This is a genomic window from Streptomyces globisporus, from assembly GCF_003501885.1.
Taxonomy (GTDB): Bacteria; Actinomycetota; Actinomycetes; order Streptomycetales; family Streptomycetaceae; genus Streptomyces; species Streptomyces globisporus_D.
This window is the reverse complement of sequence record NZ_QWFA01000012.1, coordinates 24791-40173: the sequence shown is the minus strand read 5'-3', so window position 1 is coordinate 40173 and position 15383 is coordinate 24791. Positions and strand designations below refer to the sequence as shown.

The 15383-nt window shown below is 72.6% G+C and carries 13 protein-coding genes; 4 read left to right on the top strand and 9 right to left on the bottom strand.

Features of this window, described 5'->3' with window-relative positions:
* Nucleotides 1–203 precede the first annotated feature (203 nt).
* The gene (lpdA, locus tag D3105_RS04135; RefSeq protein WP_206272647.1) at nt 204–1664 is read right to left on the bottom strand and encodes a dihydrolipoyl dehydrogenase; all 1461 of its coding nucleotides are present in this window, start codon (nt 1662–1664) and stop codon (nt 204–206) included.
* Nucleotides 1665–1788: 124 nt separating this feature from the next.
* Between lpdA and D3105_RS04130 the strand changes: the two genes are divergently transcribed.
* Entirely contained in the window at nt 1789–2751 is a 963-nt protein-coding gene (locus D3105_RS04130; protein ID WP_240646797.1) for a LysR family transcriptional regulator, read from the top strand.
* 46 nt (nt 2752–2797) lie between these two features.
* Entirely contained in the window at nt 2798–3844 is a 1047-nt protein-coding gene (locus D3105_RS04125) for a cytochrome P450 (RefSeq protein WP_118900081.1), read from the top strand.
* Nucleotides 3845–3925: 81 nt separating this feature from the next.
* Here D3105_RS04125 and treY read toward each other — a convergent pair whose 3' ends face one another.
* Nucleotides 3926–6298 (bottom strand): malto-oligosyltrehalose synthase, encoded by a 2373-nt coding sequence (gene treY, locus D3105_RS04120; RefSeq protein WP_118900079.1) that lies wholly within the window; start codon nt 6296–6298, stop codon nt 3926–3928.
* Nucleotides 6299–6400: 102 nt separating this feature from the next.
* Nucleotides 6401–8530, bottom strand: coding sequence for a glycogen debranching protein GlgX (gene glgX, locus D3105_RS04115; protein ID WP_118900076.1), 2130 nt, complete (start codon nt 8528–8530; stop codon nt 6401–6403).
* 415 nt (nt 8531–8945) lie between these two features.
* Here glgX and D3105_RS04110 point away from each other — a divergent pair, with 415 nt between their 5' ends.
* Nucleotides 8946–10181, top strand: coding sequence for an SAV2148 family HEPN domain-containing protein (locus D3105_RS04110; protein WP_029182173.1), 1236 nt, complete (start codon nt 8946–8948; stop codon nt 10179–10181).
* A gap of 98 nt (nt 10182–10279) precedes the next feature.
* A complete protein-coding gene (locus D3105_RS04105; protein WP_118900074.1) occupies nt 10280–10993 on the top strand; it encodes a 3'-5' exonuclease in 714 nt (237 codons plus the stop codon).
* Between the two features lie 62 nt (nt 10994–11055).
* On the opposite strand, the gene D3105_RS04100 is transcribed toward D3105_RS04105, so the two are convergent.
* The 6 genes from D3105_RS04100 to D3105_RS04075 form a co-directional block, all read right to left on the bottom strand.
* A complete protein-coding gene (locus tag D3105_RS04100; RefSeq protein ID WP_069736660.1) occupies nt 11056–11409 on the bottom strand; it encodes a DUF4333 domain-containing protein in 354 nt (117 codons plus the stop codon).
* A gap of 92 nt (nt 11410–11501) precedes the next feature.
* Nucleotides 11502–12014, bottom strand: coding sequence for a hypothetical protein (locus D3105_RS04095; protein ID WP_069736661.1), 513 nt, complete (start codon nt 12012–12014; stop codon nt 11502–11504).
* A 65-nt stretch (nt 12015–12079) separates the two neighbouring features.
* Complete coding sequence (locus D3105_RS04090) at nt 12080–12577, bottom strand: hypothetical protein (RefSeq protein ID WP_118900071.1); 498 nt, start codon at nt 12575–12577, stop codon at nt 12080–12082.
* A 58-nt stretch (nt 12578–12635) separates the two neighbouring features.
* Nucleotides 12636–13967, bottom strand: coding sequence for a hypothetical protein (locus D3105_RS04085; RefSeq protein WP_069736802.1), 1332 nt, complete (start codon nt 13965–13967; stop codon nt 12636–12638).
* Nucleotides 13968–13978: 11 nt separating this feature from the next.
* On the bottom strand, nt 13979–14386 hold the full coding sequence (locus tag D3105_RS04080) for a DUF148 domain-containing protein (RefSeq protein WP_240646796.1): 408 nt from the start codon (nt 14384–14386) through the stop codon (nt 13979–13981).
* A gap of 95 nt (nt 14387–14481) precedes the next feature.
* Complete coding sequence (locus D3105_RS04075; protein ID WP_118900067.1) at nt 14482–15348, bottom strand: phosphotransferase enzyme family protein; 867 nt, start codon at nt 15346–15348, stop codon at nt 14482–14484.
* Nucleotides 15349–15383 lie beyond the last annotated feature (35 nt).

The window sequence follows — 15383 nt, the reverse complement described above, 5'->3', positions numbered from 1 at the left end:
AGGACCGGCTGCCCGAACTGCCGCAGCACGCACCGCCCCGGCCGTCCGCCGCCGCGCAGCCCCAGCTTCCGCCGCATGCTCCCGAGCCTCCGTCGAACGGGCCCGACCAGCAGCGGCACGACCCCGGCCGTCCGCCGCAGGGCCCCGGCCTCCCGCCCGGCTGACCCCACGCCGGGACGCCGGGCCCGCGCCGGTCCCGGGTGTCAGTGCTGCTGGTGCAGTCCGCGCCCGGCCAGCGTCAGGAACGCCTCGCCGACCGCCTCTACGAGCGTCGGATGCGGATGGATGTGGTGGGCCACATCGGCGGGCTCCGCGTCCCAGCCCACCACGAGCTGGCTCTCCGCGATCATCTCCGAGACGTGCGGGCCGACCAGATGCACCCCGAGGACCCGGCCCGCCCGCTCCGCCACCACCTTCACCAGACCGCCCCTGCCGTGCACCATGCCCTTGGCGACAGCCGTCAGCGGCAGAGTGTTCACCACCACGTCGTGCCCCGCGTCCCGGGCCTGCGCCTCGGTCAGCCCCACCGCGGCCGTCTGCGGTGAGGAGTACGTGACGCGGGGAACGGTGGCGTAGTCGACCGGGGAGGTACGCAGCCCGGCCAGCGTCTCCGCGACCAACAGCCCCTCGGCGAACGAGGCGTGGGCCAGCCCGAGGGACGGCGGCGGCAGCAGGTCGCCCACCACATGGATGCCCGGCACCGCCGTCTCAAGACGTGACCAGTCGGCGGGCACCACATGGCCCCGCCTGTCCGTGACCAGCCCCGCCGCCGCCAGCCCCAGCCCGTCCGTCACCGGCTCGCGGCCGACCGCCACCAACAGCCGCTCAGCCGCCACCGCGACCGACTCGCCCCGGGCGGTCCGCACCACGGCCCGCACTCCCTCGTCCACCACCGTCCACTCCAGCAGCCGCGCGCCCGCCTCCACCCGGATACCCCGCTTCCGCAGCCCCCTGGCCAGATGCCGCGACACCTCCGCGTCCTCCAGCGGCACCAGCCGGTCGGCGGCCTCCACCAACGTCACATCGGCCCCCAACGACCGGTGGAGCGAGGCGTACTCGACGCCGATCGCCCCGCCGCCGACCACCAGCACGGACCCGGGCAGCCCCGGTGCGTACAGCGCGTCGTCGCTCGTCACCACCCGCCGCCCGTCCGCCGCCCCGCCCGGCAGCATCCGGGGCCGCGAGCCGGTCGCCAGCACCACCCCGCGCCGGGCGACGACCTCCCCGTGCCCGCCGATCCGGGCGGAGCACGGGCCCGTCAACTCGGCGCTGCCGCGTACCACCGTCACCCCGGCCCGGGTCAGTTGCCCCTCGACCCCGCGGTGATTGCGGGCCACGATGTCGTCCCGGGTCGCGACCAGAGAAGACCAGTCCACCGCGTCGAGCGTCGCCTTCACGCCCCACCGCTCCCGGGCCTCGGCGATGCCGTCGACGAGTTCGGCGGCGTGCAGCATCGCCTTGCTCGGGATGCAGCCGCGGTGCAGGCAGGTGCCCCCCACCGCGTCCCGCTCGGCGAGCACGACGCGCAGCCCCAGGGCCGCCGCACGCAACGCCGTCGAGTAGCCGCCGGTCCCGCCGCCGATGACCAGTACGTCCGTGGTGGTGCCCCCGGGGCTCGCCGCCTGCTCGGTCTGCTCGGTCTGTTCCGTGCTCGTCCGTGTCATGCGTTCCACCCTCGCCCCGGCCCCGGCCATGCGTCCAAGGCAGAATGCGTGTGGAGCCGATGCACAACGTTCATGGGCCGGCGTTGGCGAGCGTGGTGCGGAAGTCGACCGGGGGGTGCCGTACATGAGTCTGCGTCAGATGGAGTACTTCGTCGCGGTCGTCGAGGAGTCCTCCTTCACCCGCGCCGCCGAACGGCTCCACGTCACCCAGCCCGCCCTCTCCCACCAGATCAAGGCGCTGGAGCGGACAGTCGGCGGCGACCTGCTGGAACGGCTGCCGCGCGGCGTCCTGCTCACTCCGATGGGCCGGGCCTTCCTCCCGCACGCCGAACGCTCCGTCCGCAGCGCCGCCCAGGCACGCCGTGCGGCCCGCGCCGCCGCCGGTGCGGAAGGCGGTGAACTGCACATCGCCACCGTGCACTCGGTGGCCGTCGGCGTCTTCCCCGAGGTCTTCGCCCACTGGCGGCGCACCCGTCCCGGTGTGGGCCTCGTCCTCCACGAGTACGCGACCACCGACGCCCTGGAGGACCAGGTGGAGCGCGGTATCGCCGACCTGGCCGTGGGGCCGCTGCCGGTGGGCTGGGCCGGGCCCGTGGTCCCGGTGGGGGAGGAGGAGATCGTTCTCGTCGTCCCGTTCGACGACCCGCTGGCCGGGCGTTCCTCGGTCGGCCTCCACGAACTGGCCGACCGGTCCTGGGTGCGGTGCGCCATGGAGCCGGTCGTCGAGGGCCGCCCCTTCCTGGACGGCGTCTGCGAGGCGGCGGGCTTCGCTCCCCGCACGGCGCTGTGGACCGAGCACACGTCGACCGCCGTGCGGATGGCGGCGGCCGGCGTCGGCGTGTCCATGGCCCCCGCCCACCTCGTCCGGGGCGCGGTCGGCGAGGACTGCGCGGTCCTCGTCATCGACCCGCCCTGGCTGCGCTCGCTGGGCGTGTTCTCCCGGGTGGCCCTGACCGGGGCGGCGGCGGCCTTCACACACCTGCTCAGCACCCTGCCCACCGCTGGAATCCGCCCCCCGCGCCCCGGCGAACCCTCACCCGAACGGCCGTACGCCGACTGCGGCGCGCCCCCGTCGGTGGTCCGCTGAGAGGACGCGCGCCGACCGCCGGCGCACCGAGTCCAGGGGGTGCGGGATGCCGGTGGACCGCCCCGACGCCCTGCCCGCCGCCCGTCGTCCGCACCGGCTCTCCGGCGGCCTGCCGGGCCTGCTGGCGCCGGGGGCCACGACGGATCCGTACCGGCTGCGCCTCTACCGCCTGCTGCGCACCGACTACCCCCTCGGCTACGACCCGGCCCTCGGCGCCTGGCTGCTGAGCCGGTACGCGGATGTGGCCCTGGCCCTCACGGACCCCCGGTTCACCGGCTACCCGCACGACGGGGCCCCGCGCGGCCGGGCCCCCGTCCCGCTCGGCCTCTGCCGGGGCAGCCTGGTCTGCGGCCCGCTCACCGTGCCGTGGAGCACCGCCGCTCCCGCCGTCGAGCGCACGGCGTACGTCCTGGCCCGCCGGATCGCCGGGCGTGAGCGGGCGGACCTGGTCGCCGACTTCTGCCGGTGGCTGCCCGCCGGGGCCGCGGCCGCGGCCGCGGGGCTCGCCCACCCGGACCTGAGAAACCTGCCCAGGGGTGCCCGCCACCGGCGTACCGGCGGGGGAGCCGGTGACTGCACCGGGACCACCGCGCTCCGCGAGCACGCCCTCGCCTCGTTCCTCGCGAACATGCTCGACGATCCCGACCTGCTGGCCGCCGCGACCGCCGGCGAAGCGGGCGGGGGCGCGGGCGGGGCAGGCTCCGGGGCGCTGCTCGGGCGGGCCTGGGCCGAGACACTGCGCCGCGATCCGCCCGTCCAGATCGTGCTGCGCCGCACCCGTACCGAGGTCGCCGTCAGCGGGGGCACGCTCCCCGCCGACGCACCCGTCGCCTGCCTCATCGGGGCGGCGGGCCGCGACCCGGCCCGGTTCGCCGCACCCGACCGGTTCGACCCGCTGCGCGCCGACGCCGACCCGCTGCTCATCGGTCCGGCCGGCTGCCCCGCCGCCCTCCTCGGTCGGCTGGAGGCCGAACATGGGCTGCGTGCCCTGCTGGCGGCGATGCCCGGCATCCGCTGGGCCGACGGCTTCCGCCCGGTGGCGGGCGGCCTCCTCACCCGTGGCCCGCGCGCTCTGCTCGTACGCCCGTCCTGAGGGAGGGGGCACGGGCCGACCGCGCACGTCCCGGGCGGGCCCCTCCCCGGCGGCGCGCCGCCGCCCTCCGGGGCCGGCTCCTCAGCCGCCCACCCGCCGCAACAGCGCCACCGGCCGTTCCGCGAACAGTTCGCCCGCCACCACCGTGCTCCCCGTGAACTCCCGGCCCGGCGACGCCGACAGCAGGTCCCGCCAGGGGCCCCCGTCCGGCAGTTCCAGCACCGTGTCCCGCCAGCCGCCGCCCTCGGCCAGCCGCAGCGACAGACGGGTCACCGCTGTGACCACCTCGCCCGAGCGGCAGAACGCCAGCAGATGCGGGGCGGCCCCGCCGGTCGCCGTCAGGGGCGCGTACGTCCCCGACTCGCCGAACACGCCTGGCAGTTCGCGGCGCAGTCCGAGCGCGGCCGCCGTCAGCGTCTGCTTCTCGTCCGGAACGTCCGGCCGCCGGAACGGCCGCCGGTTGTCCGGGTCGACCAGGGCCAGGTACTCGCTCTCCGTGCCCTGGTAGAGATCCGGCACCCCCGGCATCGTCAGATGGACCAGCGCCGCCCCCAGCACCTGGGCCCGGACATGCGGGGCGAGCGCGTCCGCGAACTCGGCGATCAGCCTGCGGGGCACGCCCTCCCCACGCCCCGGCCCGGCCGCGACGAAGTCCGACACCGCGCGCTCGTAGGCCGGGTCGGACTCCGTCCAGCTGGTGAAGAGCCCCGCCTCGCGCACCGCCTTCAGCAGCGCCGGCTCCAGCCGCTCGCCCAGCTCGTCGGGCGGAATCTCCGCGCAGCCGTACGCCGACTGCCAGGCGGCCCAGGAAAGTTGGGGGTCCGGGGCGGCGACCGGCGTCGCCGCCGTCAGCTCCGTCACCAGCGCCGCCCACCGCTCCGGGCACTGCGACAGCACCGCGATCCGGGCCCGGACGTCCGCGCTGCGCTTTGTGTCGTGCGTGGTCAGGACCGTGCCGGTGGCGGGCCGGTCGCGGGCGATCCTCGCGGCGAACGAGTGGAACTCCTGTGGTGACACGGCGGGTCGGCCCGGGTCGCCGCCCACCTCGGTGGCCGAGATGAGCGGGACGTACCGGTAGAACGCGGTGTCCTCCACCGACTTGGCGTGCAGCGCTGACGCGGTCTGCGCGAACCGGGCGCAGAACGCCGACTGTTCCTCCCCGCCGCCGAGCCGCCCGAGCGCCAGATCCCGTACGACGTCCACGGCCGCCGCCTCCTCCGGCACGGAGAACACCGTCTTCGCGTCCCGTACCGCCTCGTCGGTCAGCGTCTCCTCGGCGATCCGGGTCGGCGGCTCGCCCGCCGTGACGTACGGCCGGTAGACCGGGACACGGACCAGCAGCTCCCGGACCGCCGTCCGCAGCGCCCACGGGGCGTGGTCCCGCAGCGCGGGGTCCCGGTCGCAGATCCGGGCCGCCAGCCGGGTCAGCCACGCCGTCTCGGCGGCCAGCTCGTGCGTTGCCACCCGGTAAGCGGCCCGCCGCACCGTCTTCGTCCAGTCGCCGCCCCGGTCGCCGGGCGGGCCCGCGAACTCCCGGTAACAGGAGACCAGTTCTTCCGCTCCGGACGGGTCGGTGAACAGCCCGTCGATCCGGCGCAGAGCATCGTACCCGGTGGTGCCCGCGACCGCCCACTCCGCCGGGAGGTGCTCGTCGCCGGTGAGGATCTTCTCCACCACCGTCCAGCGCCCGCCGGTGGCCTCGTTCAACTGCTCCAGATAGGCGGCGGGGGCGGCGAGCCCGTCGGGGTGGTCGATGCGCAGCCCGTCGAGCACGCCGTCGCGGAGCAGTTCGAGGACCTTGGCGTGAGTGTCCTCGAAGACCTCCGGGTGCTCCACGCGGACTCCGATCAGCTCCGGGACGGTGAAGAACCGCCGGTAGTTCAGCTCGGTGCGGGCCAGCCGCCACCATCCGAGCCGGTAGTGCTGCTCCTCCAGCAGCCGAGGCAGCGGAAGATCAGCCGTGCCGGCCCGGAGCGGGAACTCCAGATCGTGGTAGCGCAGCACCTCCCCGTCCACGGCCAGGTGCCCCAGCTCCTGGCCGAGCGGCCCGGCGAGCACCGGCAGCAGCACCCGGTCGCCGCCCGCCGCCCAGTCGATGTCGAACCAGCGGGCGTACGGGGAGGCCGCGCCCTCGCGCAGCACCTCCCACAGCCGGCGGTTGTGCCGGGGCGAGGCGGCCATGTGGTTGGGCACGATGTCCAGGACCAGCCCGAGCCCGTGGTCCCGGGCGGCCGAGGCCAGCGACCGCAGCCCCTCCTCACCGCCCAGCTCCGCGCGGACCCGGCTGTGGTCGACCACGTCGTAGCCGTGGGTGGAGCCGGGGACCGCCTCCAGGACGGGGGAGAGATGGAGGTGCGAGACGCCGAGCGCGGCGAGATACGGCACGGCCTTCTCGGCGGCGGCGAACGGGAAGTCGGGCTGGAGCTGAAGCCGGTACGTGGCGGAGGGCGTCATGGACTTCTACGTACCCCGCCCGGGGCGAACCGTGTCACCCCGGGCGGAACCTCACCCCAGCCGTCCCGACCCGGTCAAGATCAGCCGGACACCCCCCAGGCCTCAGGCGGGCCGCTTCAGCACCGTCAGACTGCGCCCGATCAGCGTGACCCGCTCGCCCTCGGCCACCTTCGGACCCGTGCCCGGCTCCACCCCGTCCGGGCGCGCGGTGTCCACGACGACCTGCCACTGTTCCCCGTGGTCGACCGGGACCGCGAATTGCAGGGTCTCGGCGCTCGCGTTGAACATCAGCAGGAACGAGTCGTCAAAGATCCGCTCCCCGCGCGGCCCCGGCTCCGAGATCGCGTGCCCGTTCAGGAACACGGTCATCGCCTTGGCGTGCGCCGCCTGCCAGTCCTGCTGGGTCATCTCCTCGCCCTCGGGAGTGAACCAGGCGATGTCGGACAGTTCGTCGTGGGTGCCCTCCACCGGCCGCCCGTGGAAGAAGCGGCGGCGCCGGAAGACCGGGTGGTCGCGGCGCAGCCACACCATCGCCCGGGTGAACTCCAGCAGGGTGGAGGCGGGGGCGTCGGCCGGCTCGTCCGGGTCGGGCCAGTGCACCCAGGCCAGCTCGTTGTCCTGGCAGTAGGCGTTGTTGTTGCCCTTCTGCGTGCGGGCGAACTCGTCACCGTGGCTCAGCATCGGCACGCCCTGCGACAGCATCAGGGTGGCGATGAAGTTCCGCATCTGGCGGGCCCGCAGCTCCAGGATCTCCGGGTCGTCGGTCTCGCCCTCGGCACCGCAGTTCCAGGAGCGGTTGTGGCTCTCGCCGTCCCGGTTGTCCTCCCCGTTGGCGTCGTTGCGCTTCTCGTTGTACGAGACCATGTCGTGCAGCGTGAAGCCGTCGTGGCAGGTGGTGAAGTTGATCGAGGCGAGCGGCCGGCGGCCGTCGTCCTGGTAGAGGTCGGAGGAGCCGGTGAGGCGGCCCGCGAACTCCGCGAGCGTGCGCGGCTCGCCCCGCCACAGATCGCGGACCGTGTCGCGGTACTTGCCGTTCCACTCGGTCCACAGCGGTGGGAAGTTACCCACCTGATAACCGCCCTCGCCGACGTCCCACGGCTCCGCGATCAGCTTCACCTGGCTGACCACCGGGTCCTGCTGCACCAGGTCGAAGAACGAGGACAGCCGGTCCACCTCGTGGAACTGGCGGGCGAGCGTGGCCGCCAGATCGAAGCGGAAGCCGTCCACATGCATCTCGGTCACCCAGTACCGCAGCGAGTCCATGATCATCTGGAGGACGTGCGGGGACCGCATGAGCAGGGAGTTCCCCGTGCCCGTGGTGTCCATGTAGTAGCGCTGATCATCGGTCAGCCGGTAGTAGGAGGCGTTGTCGAGACCGCGGAAGGAGAGCGTGGGGCCGAGGTGGTTGCCCTCGGCGGTGTGGTTGTAGACCACGTCGAGGATGACCTCGATTCCCGCCTGGTGGAGCGCCTTCACCGCCTGCTTGAACTCCAGCACCTGTTCGCCGCGGTCGCCCCAGGAGGCGTAGGTGTTGTGCGGGGCGAAGAAGCCGATGGTGTTGTAGCCCCAGTAGTTGGCCAGCCCCATGTCCGCGAGGCGGTGGTCCTGGACGAACTGGTGAACGGGCATCAGTTCGATCGCGGTGACGCCCAGTTCGGTGAGGTGGGCGATCACCTCCGGGTGCGCGAGCCCCGCGTACGTGCCGCGCAGCTCGGGCGGGAGCCCCGGATGGAGCATGGTCAGGCCCTTCACATGGGCCTCGTAGATGACGGTCCGGTGGTAGTCGGTCCGGGGGCGGCGGTCGTCGCCCCAGTCGAAGTACGGGTTGACCACCACGGAGCTCATGGTGTGCGGGGCGGAGTCGAGGTCGTTGCGGGCGTCCGGCTTCCCGAAGGGGTAGCCGTACACCGCCTCGCCCCAGTCGATCTTCCCGGCGACCGCACGGGCGTACGGGTCGAGCAGCAGCTTCGCGGAGTTGCACCGCGTCCCGCGCTGCGGTTCGTAGGGCCCGTGCACCCGGAAGCCGTACCGCTGACCCGGCATCACCCCGGGCAGATAGGCGTGGCGCACGAAGGCGTCGGTCTCGCGGAGCTCCACCGCCGTTTCTGAACCGTCGTCGTGCAACAGGCACAACTCGATCCGGTGGGCGGCCTCGGAGAAGACCGCGAAGTTGGTGCCGGCGCCGTCGTACGTGGCGCCGAGGGGGTAAGCGTGTCCCGGCCAGACCTGCATGATGAAGACTCTTCCACTTCTGATCCGGGTGCGGTGGCTTTCCTCGGCCCGATACTCCTCGAAGACTTCCCGAATACGTCCCGAATCTTCCCCGAAAACGGGGCGCTCACCTAGGACGTCGCGCGGTGCGGCCGCATCCGGTCGCCGGGTCCCGGCCACACCGGTCAACTTCGGACACACCCGTGCCGCCCCGGACGTGCTTGCGGACCCCGCCGCCCGGGGAGCGTCCGATTCCCGCTGCGGGACAGGGCCCCAATCACTATGAATCCGCTCACTCCACCCGATCTCGCCGCAAGGAACAAGCCTTACGATCAGGGGAGTTGAGAAAGTCGCCTGCGCATCGGGCTGCGTCGGATCACGCTCCCGGAGTACCCTTCCTTGATCGTTGGGTGGGGGAGTGGAAGGCGGTACGCGGGTGAGCTCGGGAGGGTTCGAGCTACCCCCAGGTGACGCAGGTCACGAGGGGGAATCGACCGATGCCCCGCCCGGGGCGGTGTCCCTCGCGCAGCCCATGGAGATAGGCGCCGAGCTGGACTGGGGATCGGAGGCCTGGGGCGAGGTGCGCACGCGCGCCCAGCGCGCCGGGCGGGCCTATATCTGGCTGAATCTGGTCGAACAACGCCTACGGGCGGTCGTCGCCGCGGTGCTCCGGCCGATCTACGAGCCGGTGCACGGCGAGGAGTGGGTGGTGGCCGCGGCCGGGCCGGCCGGGCAGGAGTGGGTGCAGCGCGCCGTCGCCGTACGCGAGGTCTCGCGCCGCAAGGGCTATCTGCTGGACCCGGCCGACGACAACGTCCTCAGCTTCCTGACGCTGCCGCAGCTGCGTGAGCTGATGGTCCAGCACTGGCCGTGCTTCGAGCCCTACTTCGACGATCGGCGCGATGTCGAGCTGGCCCTGGACGAGCTGGAGGTCGCGCGCAATGTCGTCTCCCGCAACCGGGCGCTGAACGAGGCGGTCCTCGCCCAGGCGGAGCGCGCTTCCGCCCGTCTCCTCGACATCCTCGGCAGCGGGGCCGGGGTGCCGTCGGCGGACCGGCTGCCGGTGGACGCGGTGGAGGAGCTGGTCGGCGACCGGTACGCGGACGTGGTCTCCGTCCACCCCGACCGGGTCCGGCTCCAGCGGCAGCTGCCCGCCGAGGACCTGTTCGGCGGGGCGCGCCGGCTCGACGCCATCGGCATAGGCCTCAACCTGCTCGTGCAGAACTTCTCCGGCCGCCGGCTCGTCCGGCTCGCGGAATCGGGCTGCCGGGTCCGGCTGCTGTTCATCAACCCGGCCAGCAGCGCGGTGCGCCGCAGGGAGCGGGAACTCGGCCTCAAGAAGGGCGAGCTGAGCCGCTCGGTGGAGATGAACATCCTGCACATGCGCCGCGTCCGCTCCAAGCTCCGCGACCCCGGCGCGTTCCAGATCCAGGTCTTCGACGAGACCCCGCGTTTCACCGCCTACCTGGTGGACGGCGACGGCCCGGACGCGGTGGGCGTCGTCCAGCCCTATCTGCGGCGGGCCCGGGGCATGGAGGCCCCGGTGCTCGTGCTGCGCGGCGGGGGCAGACGCACGGTGGTGCGGGAGGGGCAGGACAACGAACACGGGCTCTTCGAGACCTACCGCGAGGAGTTCGAATCGGTCTGGACGGACTCGAGGCCGGTCTCCTGACCCTCCTGACCCTCCACCGGCGTTGTCAGTGGCCCGTGCGAAGGTGGTCATCACTCGGGGGGAGCACCACGGGGGAGCACCACGAAGGAGGTATCGGGATGAGCTGGCACCGGGGCACACTGGTCGGCTTCGACCTGGAGACGACGGGGACCGACGTCGAGAGCGACCGGATCGTCACCGCCGCACTCGTCCGGCTGGACCCGGACGGCACGGTCGCCGAGCAGCGGACCTGGCTGCTCGATCCGGGCGTGGCGATACCGGAGCAGGCGTCCGCGATCCACGGCATCGGCACCGACCACGCCCGCAAGCACGGGGCGCGGGCCGCCTCGGCCGTCGAGGAGATCGCCCGGGCGGTCGCCGAAGTGCTGTGCTCGGACGTCCCGCTGGTGGTGATGAACGCCCGCTACGACCTCTCGCTGCTGGACCGCGAGTGCCGCAGGTACGGACTGCCGTCGGTCGAGGAGCGCGTCGGCGGCGCGCCGTCACCCGTCATCGACCCGCTGGTCATCGACAAGCACGTCGACAAGTACCGCAAGGGCAAGCGGGCCCTCCAGGCACTGTGCGACCACTACGGGGTCACGCTCGACGGAGCGCACGACGCGACCGCCGACGCGGTGGCGGCGGTGCGCGTGGTACGCCGGATGGGGGAGCGCCACCGGCCCGTCGCCACGCTGCCGCCCGACGAACTGCACGCCCTTCAGATACGGGCGGCGGCCGAACAGTCGGCCTCGCTCCAGGCCTATCTGCGGCGCACCACGGATCCGGCGGCGGTGGTCGAGTCGGCCTGGCCGGTCATCCCCCGGAGGCGCTGACCGGTTTCCGGTCAGCGCTCTCCGCGGAAGGATCCGACGCAGTGGCCCAGTCGGCCCACGTGTCAGCTGGGGGCCGGGGAAGCCGTGTCGTCGGCCTTGATGTCGAAGTTGATCTGGTCTCCCTCGACCGAGGTCACCTTGACCGAGACGCCCAGCGTGCTGCCGTCCTTCGCCGTGAGCGTGCAGCGGGTGGTGGTACCCACCTTCCCGGCGAGGTCCTCGGGACAGGTGATGTCCGGCTCGGGCTGGTTCGTGGTGGCCGCGAGCTTCTCGGAGACGGTCGTGGCGAGCTTGTCCGAAGAGAGCTTCGGGTCCGAGTTTCCGACGCTGACCGACCCCGAACAGCCGACGAGCAGCGCGCCGGCGGCCACGGCGGAGAGGCTCCACGTCACTGTGGTCGAACGGGCTATGGGCATGGGGGCTCCATTTCGAGTAATGCGAGACGGTCGGCGGAAGCATACGTGGCACCGCGCCGCCGATATGTCGCCGGAGGGTGCCGACGGGCCACTCAGAGCTTGCCGAAGATCACTCCGCGCCACGTCCAGCCCGATTTGAGGGTGGTGTCCCGCAGGGGGCCCGTCAGCTGTGCGCTGTCGAAGCTGAATGACTCGGTCGCCTCCAGGCGGCCGCTCTCCCCCCGTTGCAGCGTGTACCGTCGCGAGATGGTCCTCCCGCCGCCGCGTCCGTACTCCGCCGAGGTCTGGAGCCGGGGAGGATTTCCGACGCGGGTGACTTCCCAACTCTCCTCGACGGCACGCACCTCGGGGATGTCCTCGGCCAGCCGCATCCGGATCCGGATGGCATGCGTCAGTTGGGACCCGATGAAGAAGTTCTGCCAGGTGGGCTCGGCGAGCCGCCACTCCGCCACCAGGTCGGCGCCCTGCGTCGAGCCGTCGCTGATGATGTAGGGGACATCCGGCCGGTTGAGACCGAGCAGGGCCGCCCGCAACTCCGCGGCCGAGCATGGCGCCAGCCCGGCCTCGGGGTACTTGGTTCCGGTCAGCTTGTCGAAGAATCCCATGAGGTCAACCTATGATCGGGTCGGATTGTCGGTGCGGAAAGGGGCCGGTCACCCCGGCGGACGCCCTACGACGTCGCGTCGGTGTCCGGGCGGACCGTCCGGACGAAGTCCCGGAAGTCCTCGACGACATCGCCGTGCTGGGCCGCGGTCACCGTCAGGATCAGCCGGATCACCGCTCGCTTGCTCGGATCGTCGACGTCCAGCATGGCCAGGTAGACCTGCGACTGGACGAGGTCGCGGAGCGTGCCCCCGGCGACCGTCGAGATCGCCAGAGTCTGGGTGAGTCCCGGAGCCTCCTCGGAACCGACCTCACGGCGTTCCGTGATGTCGACCGAGGCGGCGGACCCGCGCAGGTTCGCCACCGATTCGTCGGCGATCTCGGGGAGCGACGCCGGGTCCGGGCGGAACGCGCCGTCGACCGTGATGTTCGCGGTGAACCCCGCATCCGGGTGCGAGTGCAGGGCGACGAACGCCGCGCCCGGCGCACCCACCCCGTCCGGCGGCGTGGCGCGCCAGCCGTCCGGCAGCTCGAACGCGATCGGTACGGGCAGGGTGGTGGTCATCCCGGTCTCTCCTTACGGTAACGGTGTACTCACGGCAGCGGGTCCTCGTCGGCATACGTCAGAACAGGCTGCCGATGCCGTCTCCTACCCAGTTCGCCGCATCGCCCACGGCCCCGGCCGCATCGCCCACCGTATCGACGACCTTCCCCGGGTCGACTGTGAACTCGAAGCCCACGGCGCCCCCGAGGCCGGGGGAAATGCCCACCTTCGGCCCGAAATGCCATACCCCGTTGGCATCCTTGCTGGCGTTGAGGCTCGCCTCGGCGCCGGGACCGGCCCAGCCCTCGACCGTGACACCCGCACCGAGTCCGCCGACGTCCGCGCCGGCGCCCGCGCCGGCCTTGGCCCCGGCGAAGGCCTCGGCGCCCAGGTTCACGCCGTCCAGACCCGCCTGTGCGTTGACCCCGGCCTCCGCGCCCGCCATGGCCTCGGCCCGGCCGTACACGCCGACGGGGCCCGCGTCGGCGGTGCCGCTCGCCGAGGCCTCGCCGCCCGCGAAGCCCTTGGCCTCGGCCTGAGCGCCCTCATTGGTGATGCCCGCAGCTGCTGAGGCCTTGGCGCCTGCATAGGCTTCCGCTTCTCCGGCCAGCTTCATCGGACCGTTGGTGAGCGTGCCCTCCCCCTTGGCGCGACCGAGGTCGGCGTGCGCCTCGGCTTCGGCGAGCTTGCCCTTTCCGACGTTCGGACCGCTGGCGTCCGTCCCCACCCCTGGTCCCGAGGCCTCGGACTCGCCCTCGGAGACCCACCCGTCCTTCTTGCCGGGCTCGGGGTCCTTCTTGCCGGCCTTCGCCAGATCGCCCACGGCCGACGTGTTGAACCCGCCGATGCCGATGCCGTCCATCGAGACGTCGTTCGTCGCCCGGGACAGCGCCCGCTTCACGCTCTGGTCGACGTCGTCGACGGCCTTGACCGCCTTGGCTATCTGGTCGGTCCAGCCCTGCGCCTTCTCCCGGGCGTCGGCCAGCAGACGGGTGTGGTCGGGGTCGTGCTGGAAGGCGTACTTCTCCTGCGCGGAGAGGTTGTCGTACCCGACATAGGTCGCCTTGCCGGTGCTGTCGACCTTGTAGTCCTTCTTCTCGGCGTCCGCAACCAGTTCTTTGACCGCCTTCTGCAGGCGGCTCAGTTCGGTCTGCGCGTCCGTGAGAAGACTGGCGACGGCCAGCGCCTCGGCCTTCGCCGCCCCGAACTCGAAGGCGGTGGCCTGGGCGCCGCTCTGCTGGGCGCCGAAGGCCTCGCCCTGCCAGTTCCCGTTTGTGAGCACGGCCTGCACGTTCTGCGCGTAGTCGGTCTTCAGCTCACCGAAGCGCTCGCCCATTTTCTTCCACGCGGCGGCCACGTCCGTGAACGAGGACAGATCGGCCGTCATCACGTCCTGATAGTTCAGCGTCATGATGGCGCCCGTCACATCCCGTCGAAGCTGCTGGGCGGGCGTATGGAGTTCAACTGGCCGCCGGTGGCGAGGTCTTGGTTGTTGAAGATGGTCTTCGCGCCCTCCAGGCCGTTCAGCTCCCGCTGCAACCGTCCCATCAGCCGGTTGACCTGCGCCTGCCAAGCGCCCAGTGCGTCGGAGACGCCTTGGTCCGAGGCCCAGGCGGAGAGCCCCTTCAGCCCGGTGTCCTGCTTGATCAGAGGGCTCGAGGGAGCCGCCGACGGGGCGAGGAAGGGAACCCGAACCGATCCGCCGCCGGCCGCCATGCTGCCGGCCGACCGGGTGTCGGGCATCATGTGGTCTTTCATGTACTTCGCCGCGCGCTGCTTGTCGCTCGCCGAGCTCGTGAGCTTCTGCTCGCCGCCTTCTCCGGTACCCATGGGCAACCCCCGTTGCAATCCGACCTGTTCGGCCTGACGGCCACGATGCATAGTACGGAAGGATCATCAGACGCCGGTCGCCGCCCCGGGGTCGTTCAGAACGGGTACCAGCGGACCTCGGAGTCACCCTCGCGCAGTGATGCAACCCGGCGGCGGAATTCCGCGAGTGCCTTCGGGTTGGCCGGGGCGTGCTGGGAGACCCAGGCGCAGCTCGCCGCCTCGCGGGCGCCGCGCAGCACCGCGCATCCCTCCCACTCCCGGACGTCCCAGCCGTACGCGGTGGTGAAGGCGTCATAGGCCGCCGGGTCGAGGCCGTACCGGTCGCGGGAGAGGGCGAGGACGACCAGGTCGTGCTCCCGCAGGTCCGCGGAGAACGTCTCCAGGTCGACCAGGACCGGGCCGTCCGGGCCGACATGGACGTTGCGCGGGAGCGCGTCGCCGTGGATCGGGCCCGGCGGGAGGTGGGGGACCAGAGCGGCGGCCGCGGCCGCGAAGCCGTCGCGGCGCTCGCGGAGGTAGTCGGCGTCCGCCGGGTCGATCGCGTCGCCCGCCAGGGTCAGCCAGCGCTCGACCCCGCCGAGCAGCTCGCGGCGCGGGAGCGTGAAGCCCGTCGGGGCGGGCAGCGCGTGCACCAGGGTCAGCAGCGGGGCGAGGTCGCGCGGTTCGGCGGGGCGTACGGGGTCGGGGAGCCGGTGCCACAGCGTCACCGGGTGGCCCTCGACCAGGCGGGGTTCGCGCTCGGCCGCGCGGACGGCCGGGACACCGGACGCGGTGAGCCAGTCGGCGAGCGCCACCTCCCGCTCCGCCCGGGCACGCAGCTCGGGGTGGCCGGTGGCGTCCCGGCCGACCTTGATCACCAGGTCGCCGGCGGCGAACACCGCGTTCTCGCCCAGCGCGAGCAGCTCCGCCGCACCGGAGAACCCGGCGGCCGTCAGCACCTCGCGCGCACGCATCTCGTCCATGGGTGCGATTTTCGCATCCTTGCAGGCCACCTTGA

Excerpts from the sequence above, each read along its gene's own strand:
- D3105_RS04105 (WP_118900074.1), top strand. The coding sequence starts at position 10,280 with ATGAGCTGGCACCGGGGCACACTGGTCGGCTTCGACCTGGAGACGACG.
- treY (WP_118900079.1), bottom strand. The coding sequence starts at position 6,298 with ATGACGCCCTCCGCCACGTACCGGCTTCAGCTCCAGCCCGACTTCCCG.
- D3105_RS04095 (WP_069736661.1), bottom strand. The coding sequence starts at position 12,014 with ATGGGATTCTTCGACAAGCTGACCGGAACCAAGTACCCCGAGGCCGGG.
- D3105_RS04100 (WP_069736660.1), bottom strand. The coding sequence starts at position 11,409 with ATGCCCATAGCCCGTTCGACCACAGTGACGTGGAGCCTCTCCGCCGTG.
- D3105_RS04130 (WP_240646797.1), top strand. The coding sequence starts at position 1,789 with ATGAGTCTGCGTCAGATGGAGTACTTCGTCGCGGTCGTCGAGGAGTCC.
- D3105_RS04085 (WP_069736802.1), bottom strand. The coding sequence starts at position 13,967 with ATGACGCTGAACTATCAGGACGTGATGACGGCCGATCTGTCCTCGTTC.
- lpdA (WP_206272647.1), bottom strand. The coding sequence starts at position 1,664 with ATGACACGGACGAGCACGGAACAGACCGAGCAGACCGAGCAGGCGGCG.
- D3105_RS04080 (WP_240646796.1), bottom strand. The coding sequence starts at position 14,386 with ATGGGTACCGGAGAAGGCGGCGAGCAGAAGCTCACGAGCTCGGCGAGC.
- D3105_RS04125 (WP_118900081.1), top strand. The coding sequence starts at position 2,798 with ATGCCGGTGGACCGCCCCGACGCCCTGCCCGCCGCCCGTCGTCCGCAC.
- D3105_RS04090 (WP_118900071.1), bottom strand. The coding sequence starts at position 12,577 with ATGACCACCACCCTGCCCGTACCGATCGCGTTCGAGCTGCCGGACGGC.
- D3105_RS04075 (WP_118900067.1), bottom strand. The coding sequence starts at position 15,348 with ATGGACGAGATGCGTGCGCGCGAGGTGCTGACGGCCGCCGGGTTCTCC.
- glgX (WP_118900076.1), bottom strand. The coding sequence starts at position 8,530 with ATGCAGGTCTGGCCGGGACACGCTTACCCCCTCGGCGCCACGTACGAC.